The 15,374-nt window shown below is 70.4% G+C and carries 18 protein-coding genes; 10 read left to right on the top strand and 8 right to left on the bottom strand.

Annotated elements, in window-relative coordinates; all coding sequences use genetic code 11:
* Positions 1-494 precede the first annotated feature (494 nt).
* The 6 genes from E3T28_RS12615 to E3T28_RS12590 all read right to left on the bottom strand — a co-directional run bounded on the left by E3T28_RS12615 (position 495) and on the right by E3T28_RS12590 (position 7,558).
* Complete coding sequence (locus E3T28_RS12615) at positions 495-1,964, bottom strand: dihydrolipoyl dehydrogenase family protein (RefSeq protein ID WP_370260324.1); 1,470 nt, start codon at positions 1,962-1,964, stop codon at positions 495-497.
* Between the two features lie 110 nt (positions 1,965-2,074).
* Complete coding sequence (locus E3T28_RS12610; RefSeq protein ID WP_241979329.1) at positions 2,075-2,881, bottom strand: crotonase/enoyl-CoA hydratase family protein; 807 nt, start codon at positions 2,879-2,881, stop codon at positions 2,075-2,077.
* 115 nt (positions 2,882-2,996) lie between these two features.
* Complete coding sequence (locus tag E3T28_RS12605; protein WP_134431786.1) at positions 2,997-3,830, bottom strand: arginase family protein; 834 nt, start codon at positions 3,828-3,830, stop codon at positions 2,997-2,999.
* A gap of 72 nt (positions 3,831-3,902) precedes the next feature.
* Positions 3,903-4,550 carry an NADPH-dependent F420 reductase gene (locus E3T28_RS12600; protein ID WP_134431783.1) on the bottom strand — a complete coding sequence of 216 codons (648 nt, stop codon included), beginning with the start codon at positions 4,548-4,550 and terminating at the stop codon, positions 3,903-3,905.
* Positions 4,551-4,620: 70 nt separating this feature from the next.
* The gene (locus E3T28_RS12595) at positions 4,621-5,352 is read right to left on the bottom strand and encodes a PspA/IM30 family protein (RefSeq protein WP_134431780.1); all 732 of its coding nucleotides are present in this window, start codon (positions 5,350-5,352) and stop codon (positions 4,621-4,623) included.
* A 124-nt stretch (positions 5,353-5,476) separates the two neighbouring features.
* Positions 5,477-7,558: a TPM domain-containing protein gene (locus E3T28_RS12590; protein WP_134431778.1), complete on the bottom strand. Its 2,082-nt coding sequence runs from the start codon at positions 7,556-7,558 to the stop codon at positions 5,477-5,479.
* Positions 7,559-7,753: 195 nt separating this feature from the next.
* Between E3T28_RS12590 and E3T28_RS12585 the strand changes: the two genes are divergently transcribed.
* The 8 genes from E3T28_RS12585 to E3T28_RS12550 all read left to right on the top strand — a co-directional run bounded on the left by E3T28_RS12585 (position 7,754) and on the right by E3T28_RS12550 (position 13,651).
* Entirely contained in the window at positions 7,754-8,521 is a 768-nt protein-coding gene (locus E3T28_RS12585) for a gamma-glutamyl-gamma-aminobutyrate hydrolase family protein (protein ID WP_241979328.1), read from the top strand.
* A gap of 149 nt (positions 8,522-8,670) precedes the next feature.
* Entirely contained in the window at positions 8,671-9,270 is a 600-nt protein-coding gene (locus tag E3T28_RS12580) for an aldo/keto reductase (protein ID WP_134431775.1), read from the top strand.
* Between the two features lie 34 nt (positions 9,271-9,304).
* Positions 9,305-9,877, top strand: coding sequence for a GNAT family N-acetyltransferase (locus E3T28_RS12575; RefSeq protein ID WP_134431773.1), 573 nt, complete (start codon positions 9,305-9,307; stop codon positions 9,875-9,877).
* 76 nt (positions 9,878-9,953) lie between these two features.
* On the top strand, positions 9,954-11,285 hold the full coding sequence (locus E3T28_RS12570; RefSeq protein ID WP_134431770.1) for a M20/M25/M40 family metallo-hydrolase: 1,332 nt from the start codon (positions 9,954-9,956) through the stop codon (positions 11,283-11,285).
* Positions 11,286-11,309: 24 nt separating this feature from the next.
* Positions 11,310-11,771, top strand: a complete 462-nt coding sequence (locus E3T28_RS12565) for a DUF1294 domain-containing protein (RefSeq protein ID WP_134431767.1) — start codon at positions 11,310-11,312, stop codon at positions 11,769-11,771.
* A 146-nt stretch (positions 11,772-11,917) separates the two neighbouring features.
* Positions 11,918-12,043 carry a hypothetical protein gene (locus tag E3T28_RS17575; RefSeq protein WP_255575520.1) on the top strand — a complete coding sequence of 42 codons (126 nt, stop codon included), beginning with the start codon at positions 11,918-11,920 and terminating at the stop codon, positions 12,041-12,043.
* Between the two features lie 259 nt (positions 12,044-12,302).
* The gene (locus E3T28_RS12555; protein ID WP_134431764.1) at positions 12,303-12,713 is read left to right on the top strand and encodes a ribosomal maturation YjgA family protein; all 411 of its coding nucleotides are present in this window, start codon (positions 12,303-12,305) and stop codon (positions 12,711-12,713) included.
* A gap of 233 nt (positions 12,714-12,946) precedes the next feature.
* On the top strand, positions 12,947-13,651 hold the full coding sequence (locus tag E3T28_RS12550) for an alpha/beta fold hydrolase (RefSeq protein WP_134431761.1): 705 nt from the start codon (positions 12,947-12,949) through the stop codon (positions 13,649-13,651).
* Between the two features lie 91 nt (positions 13,652-13,742).
* Here the strand turns inward: E3T28_RS12550 and E3T28_RS12545 are convergent, their stop codons facing one another.
* Positions 13,743-13,928: a hypothetical protein gene (locus tag E3T28_RS12545; protein WP_134431758.1), complete on the bottom strand. Its 186-nt coding sequence runs from the start codon at positions 13,926-13,928 to the stop codon at positions 13,743-13,745.
* 307 nt (positions 13,929-14,235) lie between these two features.
* Here E3T28_RS12545 and E3T28_RS16930 point away from each other — a divergent pair, with 307 nt between their 5' ends.
* A complete protein-coding gene (locus E3T28_RS16930) occupies positions 14,236-14,394 on the top strand; it encodes a hypothetical protein (RefSeq protein ID WP_166787026.1) in 159 nt (52 codons plus the stop codon).
* Between the two features lie 95 nt (positions 14,395-14,489).
* Here the strand turns inward: E3T28_RS16930 and E3T28_RS12540 are convergent, their stop codons facing one another.
* A complete protein-coding gene (locus tag E3T28_RS12540) occupies positions 14,490-14,816 on the bottom strand; it encodes a GYD domain-containing protein (RefSeq protein WP_241979327.1) in 327 nt (108 codons plus the stop codon).
* 313 nt (positions 14,817-15,129) lie between these two features.
* Between E3T28_RS12540 and E3T28_RS12535 the strand changes: the two genes are divergently transcribed.
* A partial coding sequence (locus E3T28_RS12535) for a hypothetical protein (RefSeq protein WP_134431754.1) occupies positions 15,130-15,374 on the top strand: 245 nt, incomplete at its 3' end.

The following is a 15,374-nucleotide window of genomic DNA, read 5'->3' as shown; positions in this document are numbered from 1 at the left end:
AGGGCCTCCTGGAAATCGAGTGAGTGTGGTTACCCACTTCGATACCGGAGGTCCTCGCCCATTTAACTCAAGCCACGCCGTTCACAACCTCCTTGGGAGTTACAACTAGGGCAACCCCGGTCTCTGTCCTCGACCGGCCCGACCGCCGTCGCGGAGACCTGGGCGACGGGCGACGGGCCTCGGGCCTCGGCCTCGACTCGGTTCGCGAGTGCGGGTGAAACGCCGGTTTCGGCACCGCAGAACGACAATTCACCCGCACTCGCGGCAGGTTAGGGGCGGGCAGGGGTGGGCAGGGGCGGGCAAGGGTGGGCAGGGCAGGCAGGGGTGGGCAGGGGTGGGCAGGGGTGGGCAAGGGTGGGCAGGGCAGGGGCGGGGCGGAACCACTTTCGCCGACGATGGTGACGGCGATGGTGACGGCGCCGGCGCCGGCAGCGGCAGCGGCGCCGGCAGCGGCGCCGGCAGCGGCAGCGGCAGCGGCAGCGGCAGGGATTCGGCTACGGCCGGCCGTACGCCTCGAGCAGGCGCAGCCAGACCTCGCTCAGGGTGGGGTAGCTGGGCACCGCGTGCCACAGCCGGCGGATCGGCACCTCGCCGACCACGGCGATGGTCGCCGAGTGCAACAGCTCCGCGACATCCGGCCCCACGAAGGTGGCACCGATCAGAACCTCACGGTCGAGGTCCACGATGACGCGCGCCGCCCCGGTGTAGCCGTCGGCGTGCACGGATGCCCCGGCCACCCCGCCCAGGTTGTAGTCCAGCACCCGAATGCGAAACCCCGCCTTCTCGGCAGCAGCCTGGGTCAGTCCGACCGACGCGACCTCAGGGTCGGTGAAGGTGACCTGCGGTACGGCGGCATGGTCGGCCGTGGCCACGTGGGTTCCCCACGGCGCGTCGTCGACGGGCGCGTCGGCGGCCCGTGCCGCGATCACGTCGCCGGCCGCGCGGGCCTGGTACTTGCCCTGGTGGGTGAGGAGGGCCCGGTGGTTGACGTCGCCGGTGGCGTACAGCCAGGCTCCGGCCAGTTCCGGCGCGGCTCCCTGCACGAGCAGGGTGTCGTCGACCTCGAGCCAGTCACCCGGTTCGAGGCCCACCGTTTCGAGCCCGACATCTTCGGTGCGGGGCACCCGGCCGGTAGCCACGAGCACCTCGGTCGCGGTGACCCGGGTGCCGTTGGACAGGGTGAGCGTCACGTCGCCGTCGGCGTTGCGGGTTGCCTCGGTGGTCGACACCCCGGACAGCACTGTGACGCCTGCTTCCCCGAGGGCAGCGAGCACGAGTTCGCCGGCGAACGGCTCCTGACCGCCGAGCAAACCGCTTCGCACGATCATCGTGACCGCGGTGCCGAGCCCGGCGAAGGCGGTGGCCATCTCGGCCGCGACCACGCCGCCGCCGATGATCGCCAGGCTGTCCGGGATTCCGGGGGCGCTGGTGGCCTCGCGGCTCGTCCACGGCGACACGGATGCCAGACCGGCGATGTCGGGCAGCAGCGCGGCCGACCCGGTGCTGACGACCACGGCGTGCGCGGCGGTCAGCACGGTCGTGGTGCCGTCGTCGGCGGTCACGGTCACCTGCCGCACGCCGGTCAGGCGGGCGTGACCGCGCACGAGCTCGATCCCGGCCTTCTCCAGCCAGCGCACCTGGCCCTCGTCGGACCAATTGCTCGTGAAGGAGTCGCGGCGCCGCAGAACGGCCGCGACATCCAGGTCGCCGGTCACGGCCTCGGACGCCCCACCCACGCGCCGGGCGGCGGCCAGAACCGCCCCGCTGCGCAGCAGCGCCTTCGACGGCATGCACGCCCAGTAAGAGCACTCGCCGCCGACCAGCTCGGCCTCGATGATCACGGTGCGCAGGCCTGCCTGCGTCGTGCGGTCGGCGACGTTCTCTCCCACAGCGCCGGCGCCGATCACGATGACGTCGAAGCTCATCGCGCCGGGTTCGGTGGGGGTGGTGCTGGTGGCGGGCATCCGTCTCTCCTGAGGTCAGTGGCGCAGATTGGTGACACAGATCGGGCGCGCAGGTCAGTGGCGCAGGTCAGTGACACAGATCAGTGGCGTGAATCATTGGTGCGGACAGCCTAACGCCCGACGAACGTCGCCGGCCGGCGGCTGATGAAGGCCTCCATGCCGATCCGGGAATCTTCGGTCACGGCCAGGCGGGCCAGGGTCGGCTGGAGCCCGGCCTCGGCGGCCGCGGCACCCTCCCGCGCGGCGGTGCGGGCGTTGGCGAGCGTGGCCTGCACGGCGAGCGGGGCCTGGGCCGCGATGCGCTCGGCCAGTTCCAGCGCGTGCTCGAACTGGGTGCCGTCCGGCACAACCTCCTGAACGAGCCCGATGCGGTGGGCCTCGCGGGCGTCGAACATGTCGCCGGTGAGCATCCAGCGCATGGCGTTGCCCCAGCCGGCCGCGCGCGGGAAGCGGATGGTAGCGCCGCCGAACGGCAGGATACCGCGCGCCACCTCGATCTGGCCGAACCGGGTCGACTCGGCCGCCACGGAGATATCGCTGGCGAGCATCAGCTCGATGCCGAGGGTGAGGCAGGTGCCCTGCACGGCCATCACCACGGGCTTCGACACGCTCCGCCCGTCGACCTGCCACGGGTTGATGCCGCCCTCCGGCACCATGTCGAGGCCGTCGGGACCGAGCCGGGGGCCGATGTCGGCCAGGTCGAGGCCGGCGGTGAAGTGGTCGCCGACCGCGTAGACGAGGCCGACCCGCAGCTCGGGGTCGCGGTCGAGCTCACCGTAGGCCAGAGCCAGCTGCTGCAGCAGCGCCAGATCGGCGGCATTGCGCTTCTCCGGACGGTTGAACCCGATCAGCAGCACGTGCCCGCGCCTCTCGGTGATGATCCTCGACGGATCGGAAACGGAGTTCTGCTCGTTCACGGATGCCTCCCTTGGCCTCTAACGCGTCGGTCCCATGCTACGGCCGCGCCGGGCTGGCCCCCGACCAGCACTTTCGGTCAGCGGAGCTCAGCGGAGCTCAGCGGGTCAGTGCAGCTCAGCGGGTGAGCGCGCCGATGATCCGCAGGATGCTCGGCAGGTCGTCGGTAGCGGCCTCCGGCGAGGCCGGGGCGAAGCCGGCGATGGTGGCGCCGGCCAGCTCGAATTCGGCGCGCAGCGCGGTGATCAACCTGTTCAGTGTCTCCACGCTCAGCCCGAACGGGTACAGGTCGGCCAGACCGGCCAGAGCCGACGGGTCGAGCACGTCCAGATCGAGGTGCAGGTAGAAGGTGCGGGCGCCGGTAGCGCGCAAAGCGTCGACGAGCGCCTCGGGGGAGTCGAGGTCGTCGACCGGGAGGCTCACGATTCCACGTTCCCGGATCAGGGCGTCCTCCGCCGGGTCGATGGCGCGTGCGCCGCCGAGCACGACCCGCTCGAGCGGAACGCGAACCTCCGCGTCGAGCGTCAGTCCCTCGGCACCCTCGCCGATGAGGGCGCGCAGCACCATTCCGGTGAAACCGCCGGACGGGGACGTGTCGGGCGTGTGCAGGGCGGGGTGGGCGTCGAGCCAGACCACGGCCAGGTCTTCCGGATGCCGCCGCGACGCATTCTCGACGGCCGCCAGGGACACCCCGTTGTCGCCGCCGATCGTGAGCACCGGGCCGGTCCCGCCGCGCAGCGCGGTCGCGAGGCGTTCGCGCACCATCACCAGCGTGGAGAAGCGGTCGATGCCGGAGTCGAGGGCGTCACCGGCCTCGACCGGCACCGGCACCTGGTGGGTGACGGTCGAGGGAAGATCACCTCGGATCGCCTCCGCCCCGTCACTCAGGCGCATCGCGCGCGGAGAAACCGAACCCTGCCACTGCGGAACGACAACGAAGGTGGGAGCCATACTTCAGTATGCTCCCAGACCTCCCCGCGCGCGGGATTCTGGTGGGGGTCGGAGGCGATTTCTCCGGGTGCCCTACTGGTCGCGGTAGCGAATGGCGGCGCTCGTCGCATCCAGCAGCTCGGCCGCATTCAGGCGCGGGCCGTAACCGGGGGTGTCACGCTGGATGCGCCAGCCCTCGCTGAGCGCGCCGACGTTCACGGTGTCGTAGCCGAAGCTGTCGAGCAGCGCGGTCACGGTCGCGGCGGCGGGCGAGTCGTCGCTGGCGATGACCAGGGCGCGACGGTTGGGGGAACCGGCCGGCTGGCCGTGCTCCGTGAGGTCGGCGGCGTAGATGTGGTTGAACGCCTTCACGATCGTCGACTCGGGCAGGCGCTCCCGCAGCAGCTCGGCCGTGGTCGTGCTTTCATCGTCGAGCGCGGCGATGTCGCCATCGCGCTGGGGGTAGTAGTTGTTCGTATCGATCACGAGCTTGCCGGCCAGTTCCGTCGTGGGCAGGGTGTGGATCTGGTTGAGCGGAATGGTCACGACCACGAGGTCGCCGGCCACGGCGGCCTCGGCGGGGGTTGCGGCACGGGAGCGCGGGCCGAGCTCACCGATCAGGTCAGTGAGAGTGTCGGGGCCGCGCGAATTGCTCACGACCACGTCGTATCCGTTGGCCACGCCGAGTCGTGCGAGCTGGCTGCCGATGTTCCCGGCGCCGATGATTCCAAGAGTTGTCATACCCGGAACAACGAGCGGCGCCGACGGGATGTTCCCGTCGGCGCCCGATTGCGCTGGTAGCGAGAGAGCGCTACTGCGTGATGGAGCTGGTTCCGCCGGTCTTGAGCGCGGCGAGGCGGGCGTCGACCTCGGTGAGTTCGCCAAGGTCCTCGAGGCTCTCGAACTGCGCGTCCAGGCTGGACGCGGCCAGTTCGCCGGCCCCCCGGACGCGGGCCTCCTCGCGGCGGATCTTGTCTTCGAAGCGGCTGACCTCGCTGGTGGGGTCCATCAGGTCGATGCTCTTGACGGCATCCATCACCTTGGTCTGCGCCTCGGCGGTCTTCGACCGGGCGATCAGCTCGCTGCGCTTGGCGGAGAGCTGGTTCAGCTTCTCCTTCATCTTGTTGAGGCCGTCCTTGAGCTGGGCCACGACGGCCGTCTGCGAGGCGATCTGAGGCTCGGCCATTTTCGCCTCCTTCTCGGACTGCATCTGACGGCCGAGGGCCACCTTGGCGAGGTTGTCGAAACGGTCGGCGTCGGCCGCGTTGCCGGCGGCGCGCAGCTGGTCGGCCTTGCGGCTCGCGGCCAGGGCCTTGCCGCCCCACTCGGTCGCGGCCTCGACGTCTTCCCGGTAGTCGTCCTCGAGCAGGCGCAGGTTTCCGATCGTCTCGGCGATGGCGCTCTCCGCGTCCGCGATGCTGTTGGTGTAGTCACGCACCATCTGGTCGAGCATCTTCTTGGGGTCTTCGGCGGAGTCCAGAAGCGAGTTGATGTTCGCTTTCGCCAACTGGGAGATACGGCCAAAGATGGACTGTTTCGTCATTGTGCGGTGTCCTTTCGAGTTGCGAAGCATCTGATGACTCCATTGTGTCGGGTTGTGCTGGTCAAGACGTGTGGGGTGCTGGGCGAGGCCCCGACGGCTGCGACGGATGCGACAGGTCCGGTTCTCAGAACCTCCCACCCCCGCCACGGCGCGAGCGAGAACCCGCGCCGCCGAATCCGCCGGGCATGCTGAAGCCGCCACCCCCGCCGCGCCGGCCGCCGCCGCCGCCGAACATGCCGCCACCGCCGCGACCGCCGCCGCCGCCGGAGAGGAGCGTGTTGATCAGGATGCCGCCGAGCACGGCTCCCATGACGCCATTGCCGCCGCTGCCGCCGGTTTGGTAGCCGGGGGCGTAGCCGCCCGGAACCTGGCCGGCGAACCCGTCGACGTCGTTCCGGGCGCGGGCGATGGCGGCCGCGGCCAGGGAGTTGGCCCGTTGCGAGGCGGCGAGGGCGGCATCCGGGTCGGTTGCGGCCAGTGATTCCGCTTCCACGAGAACCCGTCCGGCTTCGGCGAGCCGAGTGCGCGCCTCCGCGCCCACCGCACCGCGGCGGGCGGTGATGAAGTCCTCCGCGGCCGACACCTGCCCGCGCGCGGCGAGCAGGTTCTGGTTCAGGGCGGCCCGGGCGCGCTGGGCCTGTGCCTCGGCGTTCCGCACCCCCTGCAGCGCGGCATCCAACTGGGTGTTGGTGGCGTCGAGAATCGCCGTCAGTTCGAGCGGGTTGATCCGGCCGGCTGCGGATTGGTCGCGCACGTGGGCCAGGGCCTGTTCGGTCTGCCCGATCACCTCCGGCAGGCCGGCGGAGGCCTCGGTCGACGCCGGCAGGCCGCGCGCGGTCACCAGATCGGTCTGCAACTCGGCGACCGTGGCCTTCAGGTGCCGGGTCGCAGCGGCGAGGTCGGTGCCCAGGCGGTCCACGGCGTCGAGGAGCAACCGCGCCTGGTCGACCGATTCCTCGGCGGCACGGATGTCCACGGCCGCGGCCGCCGTCTCGCCGGCACCCAGCCGGGTGGCCGCCCGGGCCAGGGCGGTGTCCGTGAAGGTGAGGCGCTCGCGGGCCTCGGCGGGATTGTCGGCGACCGTGCCGAGCGCCGCGTCGGTGTATCGGGCGGCCAGTGCCGCCAGGCCCTGCTCGCTGCCGGCGAGGCGCGCCCGCACGGCTTCGGCACCCTGGGACACGGCGGCGGCGACCTCCGGCGCGTTCTTCTCCAGCTGGCGCAGTTCGTCGAAGTCGTCGGCCTGCGCGTCGAGGGTGAGATTGGCCTGGCTGCAGAGGTCGATGATCGCCGCATACCAGGCACGTGCCTGCTCTTCGGAGTCGGGCTCGGCGTCGTCCAGCTTCTGCTGCAGGGTGAAGGCCTGGCTGAGCTGCTTCTTGGCTGTTTCGAGCGCGGCCCGGAAGGCGGTGGTAACCTCCGTGCCGTATTGGGCGACCGCGAAGCCGAGCTCCTGCTCGCTGGAACGGATCGCGTCGTCGGTCTGCACGAGGGTACTCGAGGCGCGCCGCTTGAGCTCGGGGGTTGGCAGGGCCTGCAGGCCGGTCGGCGCTTCCGTCCCGGCCGGGAGGGGGCGCTTGCGCCCGCGGCGGGCGAGCAGGACGACCGCGCCAACGGCCAGCAGCACCAGGACGGCGATGACCAGGAACACGACAACGAGCCCGGCGCCGCCGCCGCCGGGGCTTTCGTCTCCGGGGGTGACCTCGCCGGCCGCGACCGGCTCGCCCCGCAGAGCCGCGGAGAAACCGTCGGCTGCATTGATCGCGGCGCCTGCCCAGTCGTTCCGGCGCAGAGCCGGCTCGATGGCGACGGTCTCGATCTCCCGGAGCTGGGCATCCGTCAGGGCGAAGTCGGCGGCCACGGAGAGCTGGTACTGACGGTCATCCGTCGCCACGGCCAGCAACACGTCGTTGGTGCCGAAGCCGTTGTTGTCGGCCGTCTGGTCGGCCCACTGCTCGCGGTCTTCGACGCCCGTGAAACTGTCGACGTAGGCCACGTAGAGGTCCGCCCCGGTCGCGGAATAGAGTTCGTCGAACGCGGCGGTGACCTCGTCGGCGCGGTCGGTGACGGCGTCGACGGTGTCGACGATATGACTGGCGCCGAAGTCGACCGGGCTCTCCGCCCGGGCCGCCGTGGGGGGTCCGCTGCTGGACAACGCAAAGCTCAGAACCGCCGCAACCGCGACCGGAATCAACCACCGTGACCGCATGGACCCCATCCTCACACCAACCATCGACACTTCGGCGTTCCCAGGTCGAGCATAGAACGGCGACGCAGGCCCGTCCACCGCCGACGCGACGGTGGCACTGTTGCTCACTGTTACGGCCGGCTGGCGGGGCCGGACGGTTGTGCCCAGACTGGGTCACACCCCCAGTGCACGCACGCCGACCTCCGGAGGCCGACCATGACCCGTTCGTTCGCCATGACTCCGCGCCTCGCGGTCGTCGAGGTCACTCGGAACCGCCCCGACCGCCCCGAGTACCACGCGAAGGTGCAGCTGCTCAATGCCGCCGCGGCCGACGCCGGCACGCAGGGCGGCTGGCAGGTCACCCGGCTGGCGGCCGCCGAGCTCACGCCGGCCGAGCTGCTGGCAGCGACGGATGCCTGCGACGCCATCCTGATCATGGGTGGCGAAGACATCACCCCGCGGTTCTATGGCGGGGGCACCGGTTATCCGGGGGAGACCCACCACTTCGAGGTGGCCGACGCCGGCCAGATCGCCCTCGTGCGGCGGGCCCTCGACCGCGGCACCCCGCTGCTGGGCATCTGCCGCGGGCTGCAGATCATCAACGTCGCCCTCGGCGGCAGCATCGTGCAGCACATCGAGGACGGCATCCACCGCAACGTCGACGTGCCCATCGACCAGATCCTGCGAGAGCACCCCGTGCACCTTCTGCCCGGCAGCGCTCTGCGCCAGAGCCTCGGCCAGGCCGGCATTCAGGTGCAGAGCGCCCACCACCAGAGCGTCGGCCGGCTCGGCACCGGCCTGCTGCCGGCCGGGGTCGCCCCCGACGGACTGATAGAGGCCGTCGAGCACGAGTCTGCCCCGATCACGGGCGTACAGTGGCACCCCGAGGCGCCGGACTCCCCGGCCGAGCAGCTGCCCCTCCTACTGGCCGGCCTGCAGTCCCAGCTCGCCGAGGCGGGCGTCGTCGACCGGCTCGCCGCCTGACCCCACGCGCCTCCACAACGGGCGGCGGAGTGCTCGCGAGCCTGTTGATCGGCCCCGAACGGGAATTCGTTCGGCCGTGGGCCATTGGGGTGAGAGTGGGGCGCGCAGTCTTCGGCGTGCGCCTCGTCGACTCAAAGGAGCTTCACGATATGACCGCAGCACCGACGACATCCATTCCCCGCGTCGGGCTGAAAAACGGCGAGACGATCCCGCAGCTCGGGTTCGGTGTCTACCAGGTCGTGCCGGCCGACACCAGAAGGTCGACCCTCGCCGCCCTCGAGGTGGGCTACCGCCACATGCACGCCTCCGGGTGGGTCAAAACCATCGGCGTCTCCAACTTCCAACCGCACCACCTGCAGCGTCTCCTCGACGAGACCGGCACGGTGCCGGCCGTCAATCAGATCGAGGTGCACCCGTACCTCACCCAGGACGACGTCCGCGCCTTCAACACGCAGCACGGCATCGTGACCGAGGCGTGGTCGCCCATCGCGCAGGGCAAGGTGCTCGGTGACCCGGTGATCACCGCCATCGCCGCCCGCCTGGGCCGCTCGGTGGCACAGGTCACCCTGCGCTGGCACCTGCAGCGCGGCGACATCGTGTTCCCGAAGTCCGTCACCCGCAGCCGGGTCGAGGAGAACTTCGCTCTGTTCGACTTCGAGTTGACCACCGATGACCTGGCCGCGATCACGGCGCTGAACCGCAACGAACGCACCGGCCCCGACCCGGACGAATTCAACTGGATCCCCTGACCGGTCGCCGGGTCCTGGTCACTAGTCTGGACGGATGCCGCTCGAGATTCGCACCATCCGCCTCCTGCTCCGCCGTTGGCGCGAGGCTGACCTGGCGCCGTTTGCCGCGATGGGGGAGGACGCGGAGGTGATGCGGTATTTTCCGACACTGCTGACCCTGGTTGAGAGCGACGCTCTCGCCGCCCGGGCCGACCGGCTCTTCGACACGCACGGCTACGGGCTCTGGGCGCTCGAGAAACGGTCGACGGGGGACTTCATCGGTTTCACCGGGCTTGCGCCCCTGCCCGCGTTCATCCCCGGTCCCGGCGGGATCGAGGTCGGCTGGCGGCTGGCCCGTTCCGTCTGGGGGCAGGGCTACGCCACAGAAGCGGCCCGGGCTGCCCTCGACTTCGCGTTCGGGCGGCTCGAACTCGAGCAGGTGCACGCGATCACCGCGGTCATCAACGAACCGTCGCGAGCCGTGATGGAACGACTCGGGATGACCGCGACGGCCGAGTTCCAGCATCCGAAGATTCCCGTCGGCTCACCGCTCCGGGTGCACATCCGCTACTCGATTTCGCGCGCGGCCGCCGCCCAGGCGTCCGCCGCGGCCGATCTCACCCGGTAGAGTTCAGGCACTTTACAAAAGGACTGGCCGCCACCATGCAATCGACGCTCGCGCACCATCTCCGTCGGGCCCGCGCATGAGCGACCATGAGGCCCTCACCCGCCAGACGGTGGACCTGCTGCGCGACCTCATCCGCAACGCCTGCGTCAACGACGGCACCCCCGATTCCGGCGGCGAGATCCGCAGCGTGCGCACGCTCGAGGGGTTCTTCGCCGGCTCGGGCCTCGACCTCGAGGTCGTCGAACCGCATCCGGGGCGGGCCTCACTGATCGCGCGCATCCGGGGCACCGATCCCACGGCGCCCACCCTCGCCCTGGTCGGCCACCTCGATGTGGTGCCGGTCGACGGCGACGGCTGGACCCGCGACCCGTTCGGCGCCGAGATCGTCGACGGCGAGATCTGGGGGCGCGGCGCACTTGACATGCTCTACCTGACCGCCGCCTACGCGGTCGTCACCCGGGCCATCGCGACCGGACCGTTTCGGCCGCGCGGCGACCTGATCTTCGCCGCGGTCGCCGACGAGGAGGACGGCAGCCACTTCGGTGTGGAGTGGCTCACCGAGAACCGGCTCGACCTGATCGACGCCGACGCCGTGCTCACCGAATCCGGTGGAGCCATGGTCGGGCCGCGGCCTCTGATCTCCACGGCCGTCGGCGAGAAGGGCATTGCCGGGCGGCGCCTGTCCGTGCGCGGCACTCCCGGTCACGGGTCGGCCCCGTGGGGTGCGCGCAACGCCGCCGTGATCGCGGCGGATGCCGTGACGCGTTTGGCCCGCTACCGCGCCCCGGTGCAGATTACCGCCGACTGGCGCCGATACGTGCAGGCCCTCGAACTGGAATCCGGCCTGGCCGCGCGGCTGCTCGACCCGCACCGGATCGATGGCGCGCTGAACGAGTTGGGCAGCCTGGCCGGGTTCGCGCACGCCTCCACCCACACCACCATCTCGCCCAACATCGTGCGGGCCGGCGTCAAGGACAACGTCATCCCCGCGCTCGCCACGATCACCCTCGACATCCGGGTGCTGCCCGACCTGGCGGCCGGCGACGTCGACGCCTATCTGCGGGAGGCGCTCGGCGACTTGGCCGACGACGTCACGATCGAGGGCGACGGCTTCGCCGCCGCCACCCGCTCAGCCGTCGACACGCCGCTGTTCCACGCGCTCGGCACGGCCGTGCGCCGGGCCTACCCCGACGCCGACCTGCTCCCGGTGCTCAGCGTCGGCGGCTCCGACGCCAGGTTCTACCGCCGCCGCGGCATCCCCGCCTACGGTTTCGCGCTGCTCAGCCGGCACTGGGACTACGGCACCTTCCGGCAGTTGTTCCACGGCAACGACGAACGCATCGACATCGGCTCGATCGCGCTCACGGTCGCCGCCCTCGACACCGTCGTGCGCGACTTCCTCGACTGAGCCGCCGCAACCGATGAGACAGCGATGAGACAGACCAAACCAGGGAGGCAGCCCAGGCCCGGGAGACCGGCCCGACCCACGAGGCAGACCGGCACGCGGCGACGGAGGCCGACCCGCACCGGTTCGGGAGCCATCGCCTACCTCGCCATCGTCGCCTTCGTGTCGATCTACCTCGTCGTCGATGCCTACCGGCCGGTCTCGATCTGGGTGGCCGCGTACTATCTCGCCCTCAGCCTCGCCTGCTTCGTCGTCTACGCCGTGGACAAGTCCGCCGCGGTCGCCGCCCGCTGGCGGGTGCCGGAGAACACCCTGCTGTTGCTCGGGTTCGCCGGCGGCTGGCCGGGCGCGATCATGGCGCAGCAGGTGCTGCGGCATAAGACGAAGAAGGCCAGCTTTCGGCAGGCGTTCTGGGGCACGGTGGCCCTGAACGTGCTGGCCTTCTCGGTGATCTTCTCGCCGCTGCTACCGGGGATGCTGCCTGGGTGATCCGCGCCCCTGGGTGATCCGCGCGCCGTGGCGCCGACCTCCGCTACCTGGACGGCGCGCTCGTCGCCGAGGCCGAGGCACCCGTCACCGTCCCGTTCGCGCTGAACCCGGGAATCCTGACTTGCGGCGCCAACCCCGGCTCGCCCGTGACGCCGGAGTACACGAGCCCGTTCACGTTCACCGGCACGATCCAGGAGGTGACCGTGGACGTCAGCGGTGAACTCCAGGCTGACCCGGAGGCCGAGCTGCGGGCGCACATGGCGCGGCAATAGCCACCGGACTGGCGAACGAGTGAGGGACCCGAGGCGGGCTTGGACATCCGTCTCGGGTCCCGCACCTCTGCCCCGGGCAGCGGGACCGTGCCGCGACGAGGTCAAGGAAGGATTCGGAGTCGGCCTGATTCGGGCGGCGGCCGGCGTCGGTTGAGGGCCGTCCGACGGCGGCGTTCCACCGGATTGGGGTGCGGCGGATTCGTGTGGAACTCTGGTCCGACGGATGACGGATGCGGGGGAGTCGGATGAGGGGAGCCGGATGAGCGGGCGCCGGAGGGGCGAGCCCGGATCGGCGGTCGGGAAACGGTCACGCATCGGGATCGTTGTCGCCGGTGCCGTCGTGACGGTCGCCGGGCTCGTCGTGAGCACATCCGTTGCCGGAGCGGCCGGTGATGTCGGCGGTGGCATGCTTTACGCCGTGCTGGTCTATCTGGGGGTGCTGTTCGTCGCCCCGCGGAGTCGCCCGCTCGTCACCGCGGCCACGGCTTTCGGACTCTGCGCGCTGATCGAGTTCGCGCAGCTGACGGGTGCGCCGGCTGCGCTCGCCGAGTGGTTCCCACCGATTCGAATGGTGCTGGGCACCACCTTCGTCGCAACCGACCTGGTGGCCTACCTTTCCGGAGTGATCGCCGTTGGGGCAGTGGATGCCGCGGCCCGCCGGCGGCGCTGAAAACGCGCTCTGCTTCGCGGCGCGCTCCGCTTGCCGATGGCCTCAGCTATCCGGTGATCTCCGCCAGGCGTGCCCGCACGATCTGCTCGAGCACGTCGTCGGGCACTCCTCCATGGAATTCATGACCCAGAGTGTCGCACGGCGACCGATTCGGGGTTGAGCCTCCTCCAGCTCTATCGGGGTGCGCCGAGACGGCTGCTGTGCGCGGGATCGAGGCAGCCTATGCTCCCGGCATGGACATCATCCTCGTTCCCGGGTTCTGGTTGGACGCCTCGTCGTGGGCGGAGGTCACTCCGCCGCTGGTCGAAGCCGGGCATCGGGTGCATCCGCTCACCCTGCCCGGTTTGGAATCGGTCGGCGCGCCGCGGGCCGGCATCGGCCTCCGCGACCACATCGACGCGGTTGTGGCCGCGATCGACACCATCGACGGCCCGGTGGTGCTGGTCGGCCACTCCGGCGGCGGTGCCATCATTCACGGCGGCGTGGATGCGCGCCCGGACCAGGTGCTGCGCGCCGTCTACGTCGACAGCGGCCCGCTCGGAGCCGGTGCGGTCATCAACGACGGGCTGTCGGTCGAGGGCGACGACATCCCGCTGCCGCCGTGGGACGCCTTCGAGGCGGCTGAGCTCGTGGACCTGACCGACGACCTGCGGGCCGCGTTCCGGGCCCGCGCCGTTCCGGAACCGAGGCGTGTGGCTTCCGACCTGATGCAATTGCAGGATGAGCGCCGCTACGACGTTCCGGCGACGATCATTTCCTGCGAGATCTCGTCTTCGCTGGTCACCGAGTGGATCGCGGCCGGGCATCCGTTCGTGGCGGAGCTCGCCCGCCTCCACGACGTCGAATATGTGGACCTGCCGACCGGGCATTGGCCCCAGTTCACCCGGCCGGCCGAGCTCGGCGCCGCCATTCTGGCGGCCGTGCGGCGCACGGTCTGATCGGGCGCAGCGCGCGCCCGGGGCGAAAAGCCCGTCTCATCGAGCCGAATGTCCGCGCATTCTTGAGGCCGATCTCCCCGTGCTGGTGCTGTCAGCCGCCAGTCCAGGCGTCCACGCTGAGGTCGAACCCGGCGGTGCTGCAGGCCGCGCTGACACCAACCAGGGCCTGCCCCCACTCTGCGGACAGAGGATCGACCATTTTGTTGGCCGATGTCGGCAACATGCCCTGCAGCGCCTCCATCTGGTCCGCCACCGCGGAGCCGGGCACCGTGTCCACGCGGGCGCATAGGCGACCCGCACCGCTGCCAGGTAGGCCGGGTCACGCTGCGCCCTCGCGAAGGCTCCTTCGTAGCCCGTGTTTCGCACCAATGAGAGCCCCCGATCGTTGATTGGGCCAGCATGGCATAGCATCCAGGCTGCTTCCCGCGCCGCCTCGGCCGCCTCTGCGCTGGCCGTCGGCGTCGCGCGGGAGCTGCGCCACGCCATGCCCGGCGTGTCACGCGATCAGCGGCGCGCGAGGCGAACAAGGCGCGCGAGACGGATGCTGCGGCACCGGCCCCGTACGGATGCCTCAGACTGGGGAGATGGAAGACTTCGCCCTCGACGGTGACGGCCCCGTGTGCCCGGCCTGCGGAGTCGAGATGACCGCAGACGGCGTGGAAACCGCCGAGGGACTCGAGTCCTGTCACCGGTGTCCGCGCTGCAACCTGGTCGTCGTCGTTCCGGGCCTCTGGGCCGAGTGAGCGTCAGTCGATGGGCGCCACTCCGGCCGGCGGCGTCACCGCGACCGAGCGTCCGGGGAGGCGCCCGGGGGGAGTGAGCCCCTGCCGCGGCCCGCCTACTGGCCGGGAGCCCGATACGCCGGTGTCTTTTTGGTGGCAGCGTCGAGATCCTCCACGCTCAGGAGCGGCTTCAGCCGCACGGTCACGGACCCGGTCGAATTGATCATCAGCGAGAGGGCCGCGGCGTCGGACGGCTCCGGAATCTCGATGATGCCCAGCACGTCGGTCTCGCCGAAAGCGTAATACAAGCTTTCGACCGAGCCGCCCACTGATTTGAGGGCCGCGACCAGCGCCTCCCGACGGCTGGTGCCGCCTTCGCGCAGCAGGCCCTTGATGCCCTCGCCCACGTAGTTCGCTTCAAAGAAGTACTTGCTCATGGTCATTCCCATCCTGTCCCGTGATGTTCAGGACGCGGGCATCCGGAGGAATGCCCGCGACCTGTGCGCGGTGACCTGCAGAGACACGGCACCGTCGCTTGGTCCCCGAAGTGGGGCTGCGGATCATGCTAGGCCCGGCGATTCCCGGTGGCAACGGGGTGGCGGCCCGGTGGTCGAGCTCGTCGAGACCCGGTAGGCCGCCCTCGAGATGAGCGTACAAATNGCCGCCCTCGAGATGAGCGTACAAATCTTCGAATAAACTAGCCCAAGTATGTGAACAACTCTCGACTACGTGTGCCCATTAAGGTATCCTTGGAACATGATGAACCTCGCGGAAGACCTCAGGCAGGCGGCCGAGGCTGTGGCCCTGTTGGGCTCTTCGAGTGCGGACTATGAGGCTCTGCCTGATGCCGCCCTGTTGGCTGGTCAGGGGCAGATCGTGTCGGCCCGCCGGTTGCTCGACACCCGCGCCGCGTGGATGGCGGGCACGATCGCCCGCCGGTCCCGGCCGGAGCTTGGGCACTCCGGGTTGGCGGCGCGGCAGGGGTTCCTGTCCCCGGAGGC

The sequence above is a fragment of the Cryobacterium sinapicolor genome (assembly GCF_004403465.1).
GTDB classification, from domain to species: domain Bacteria; phylum Actinomycetota; class Actinomycetes; order Actinomycetales; family Microbacteriaceae; genus Cryobacterium; species Cryobacterium sinapicolor.
The sequence above is the reverse complement of the archived record's forward strand: the minus strand, read 5'-3'. Positions and strand labels throughout refer to the sequence as shown.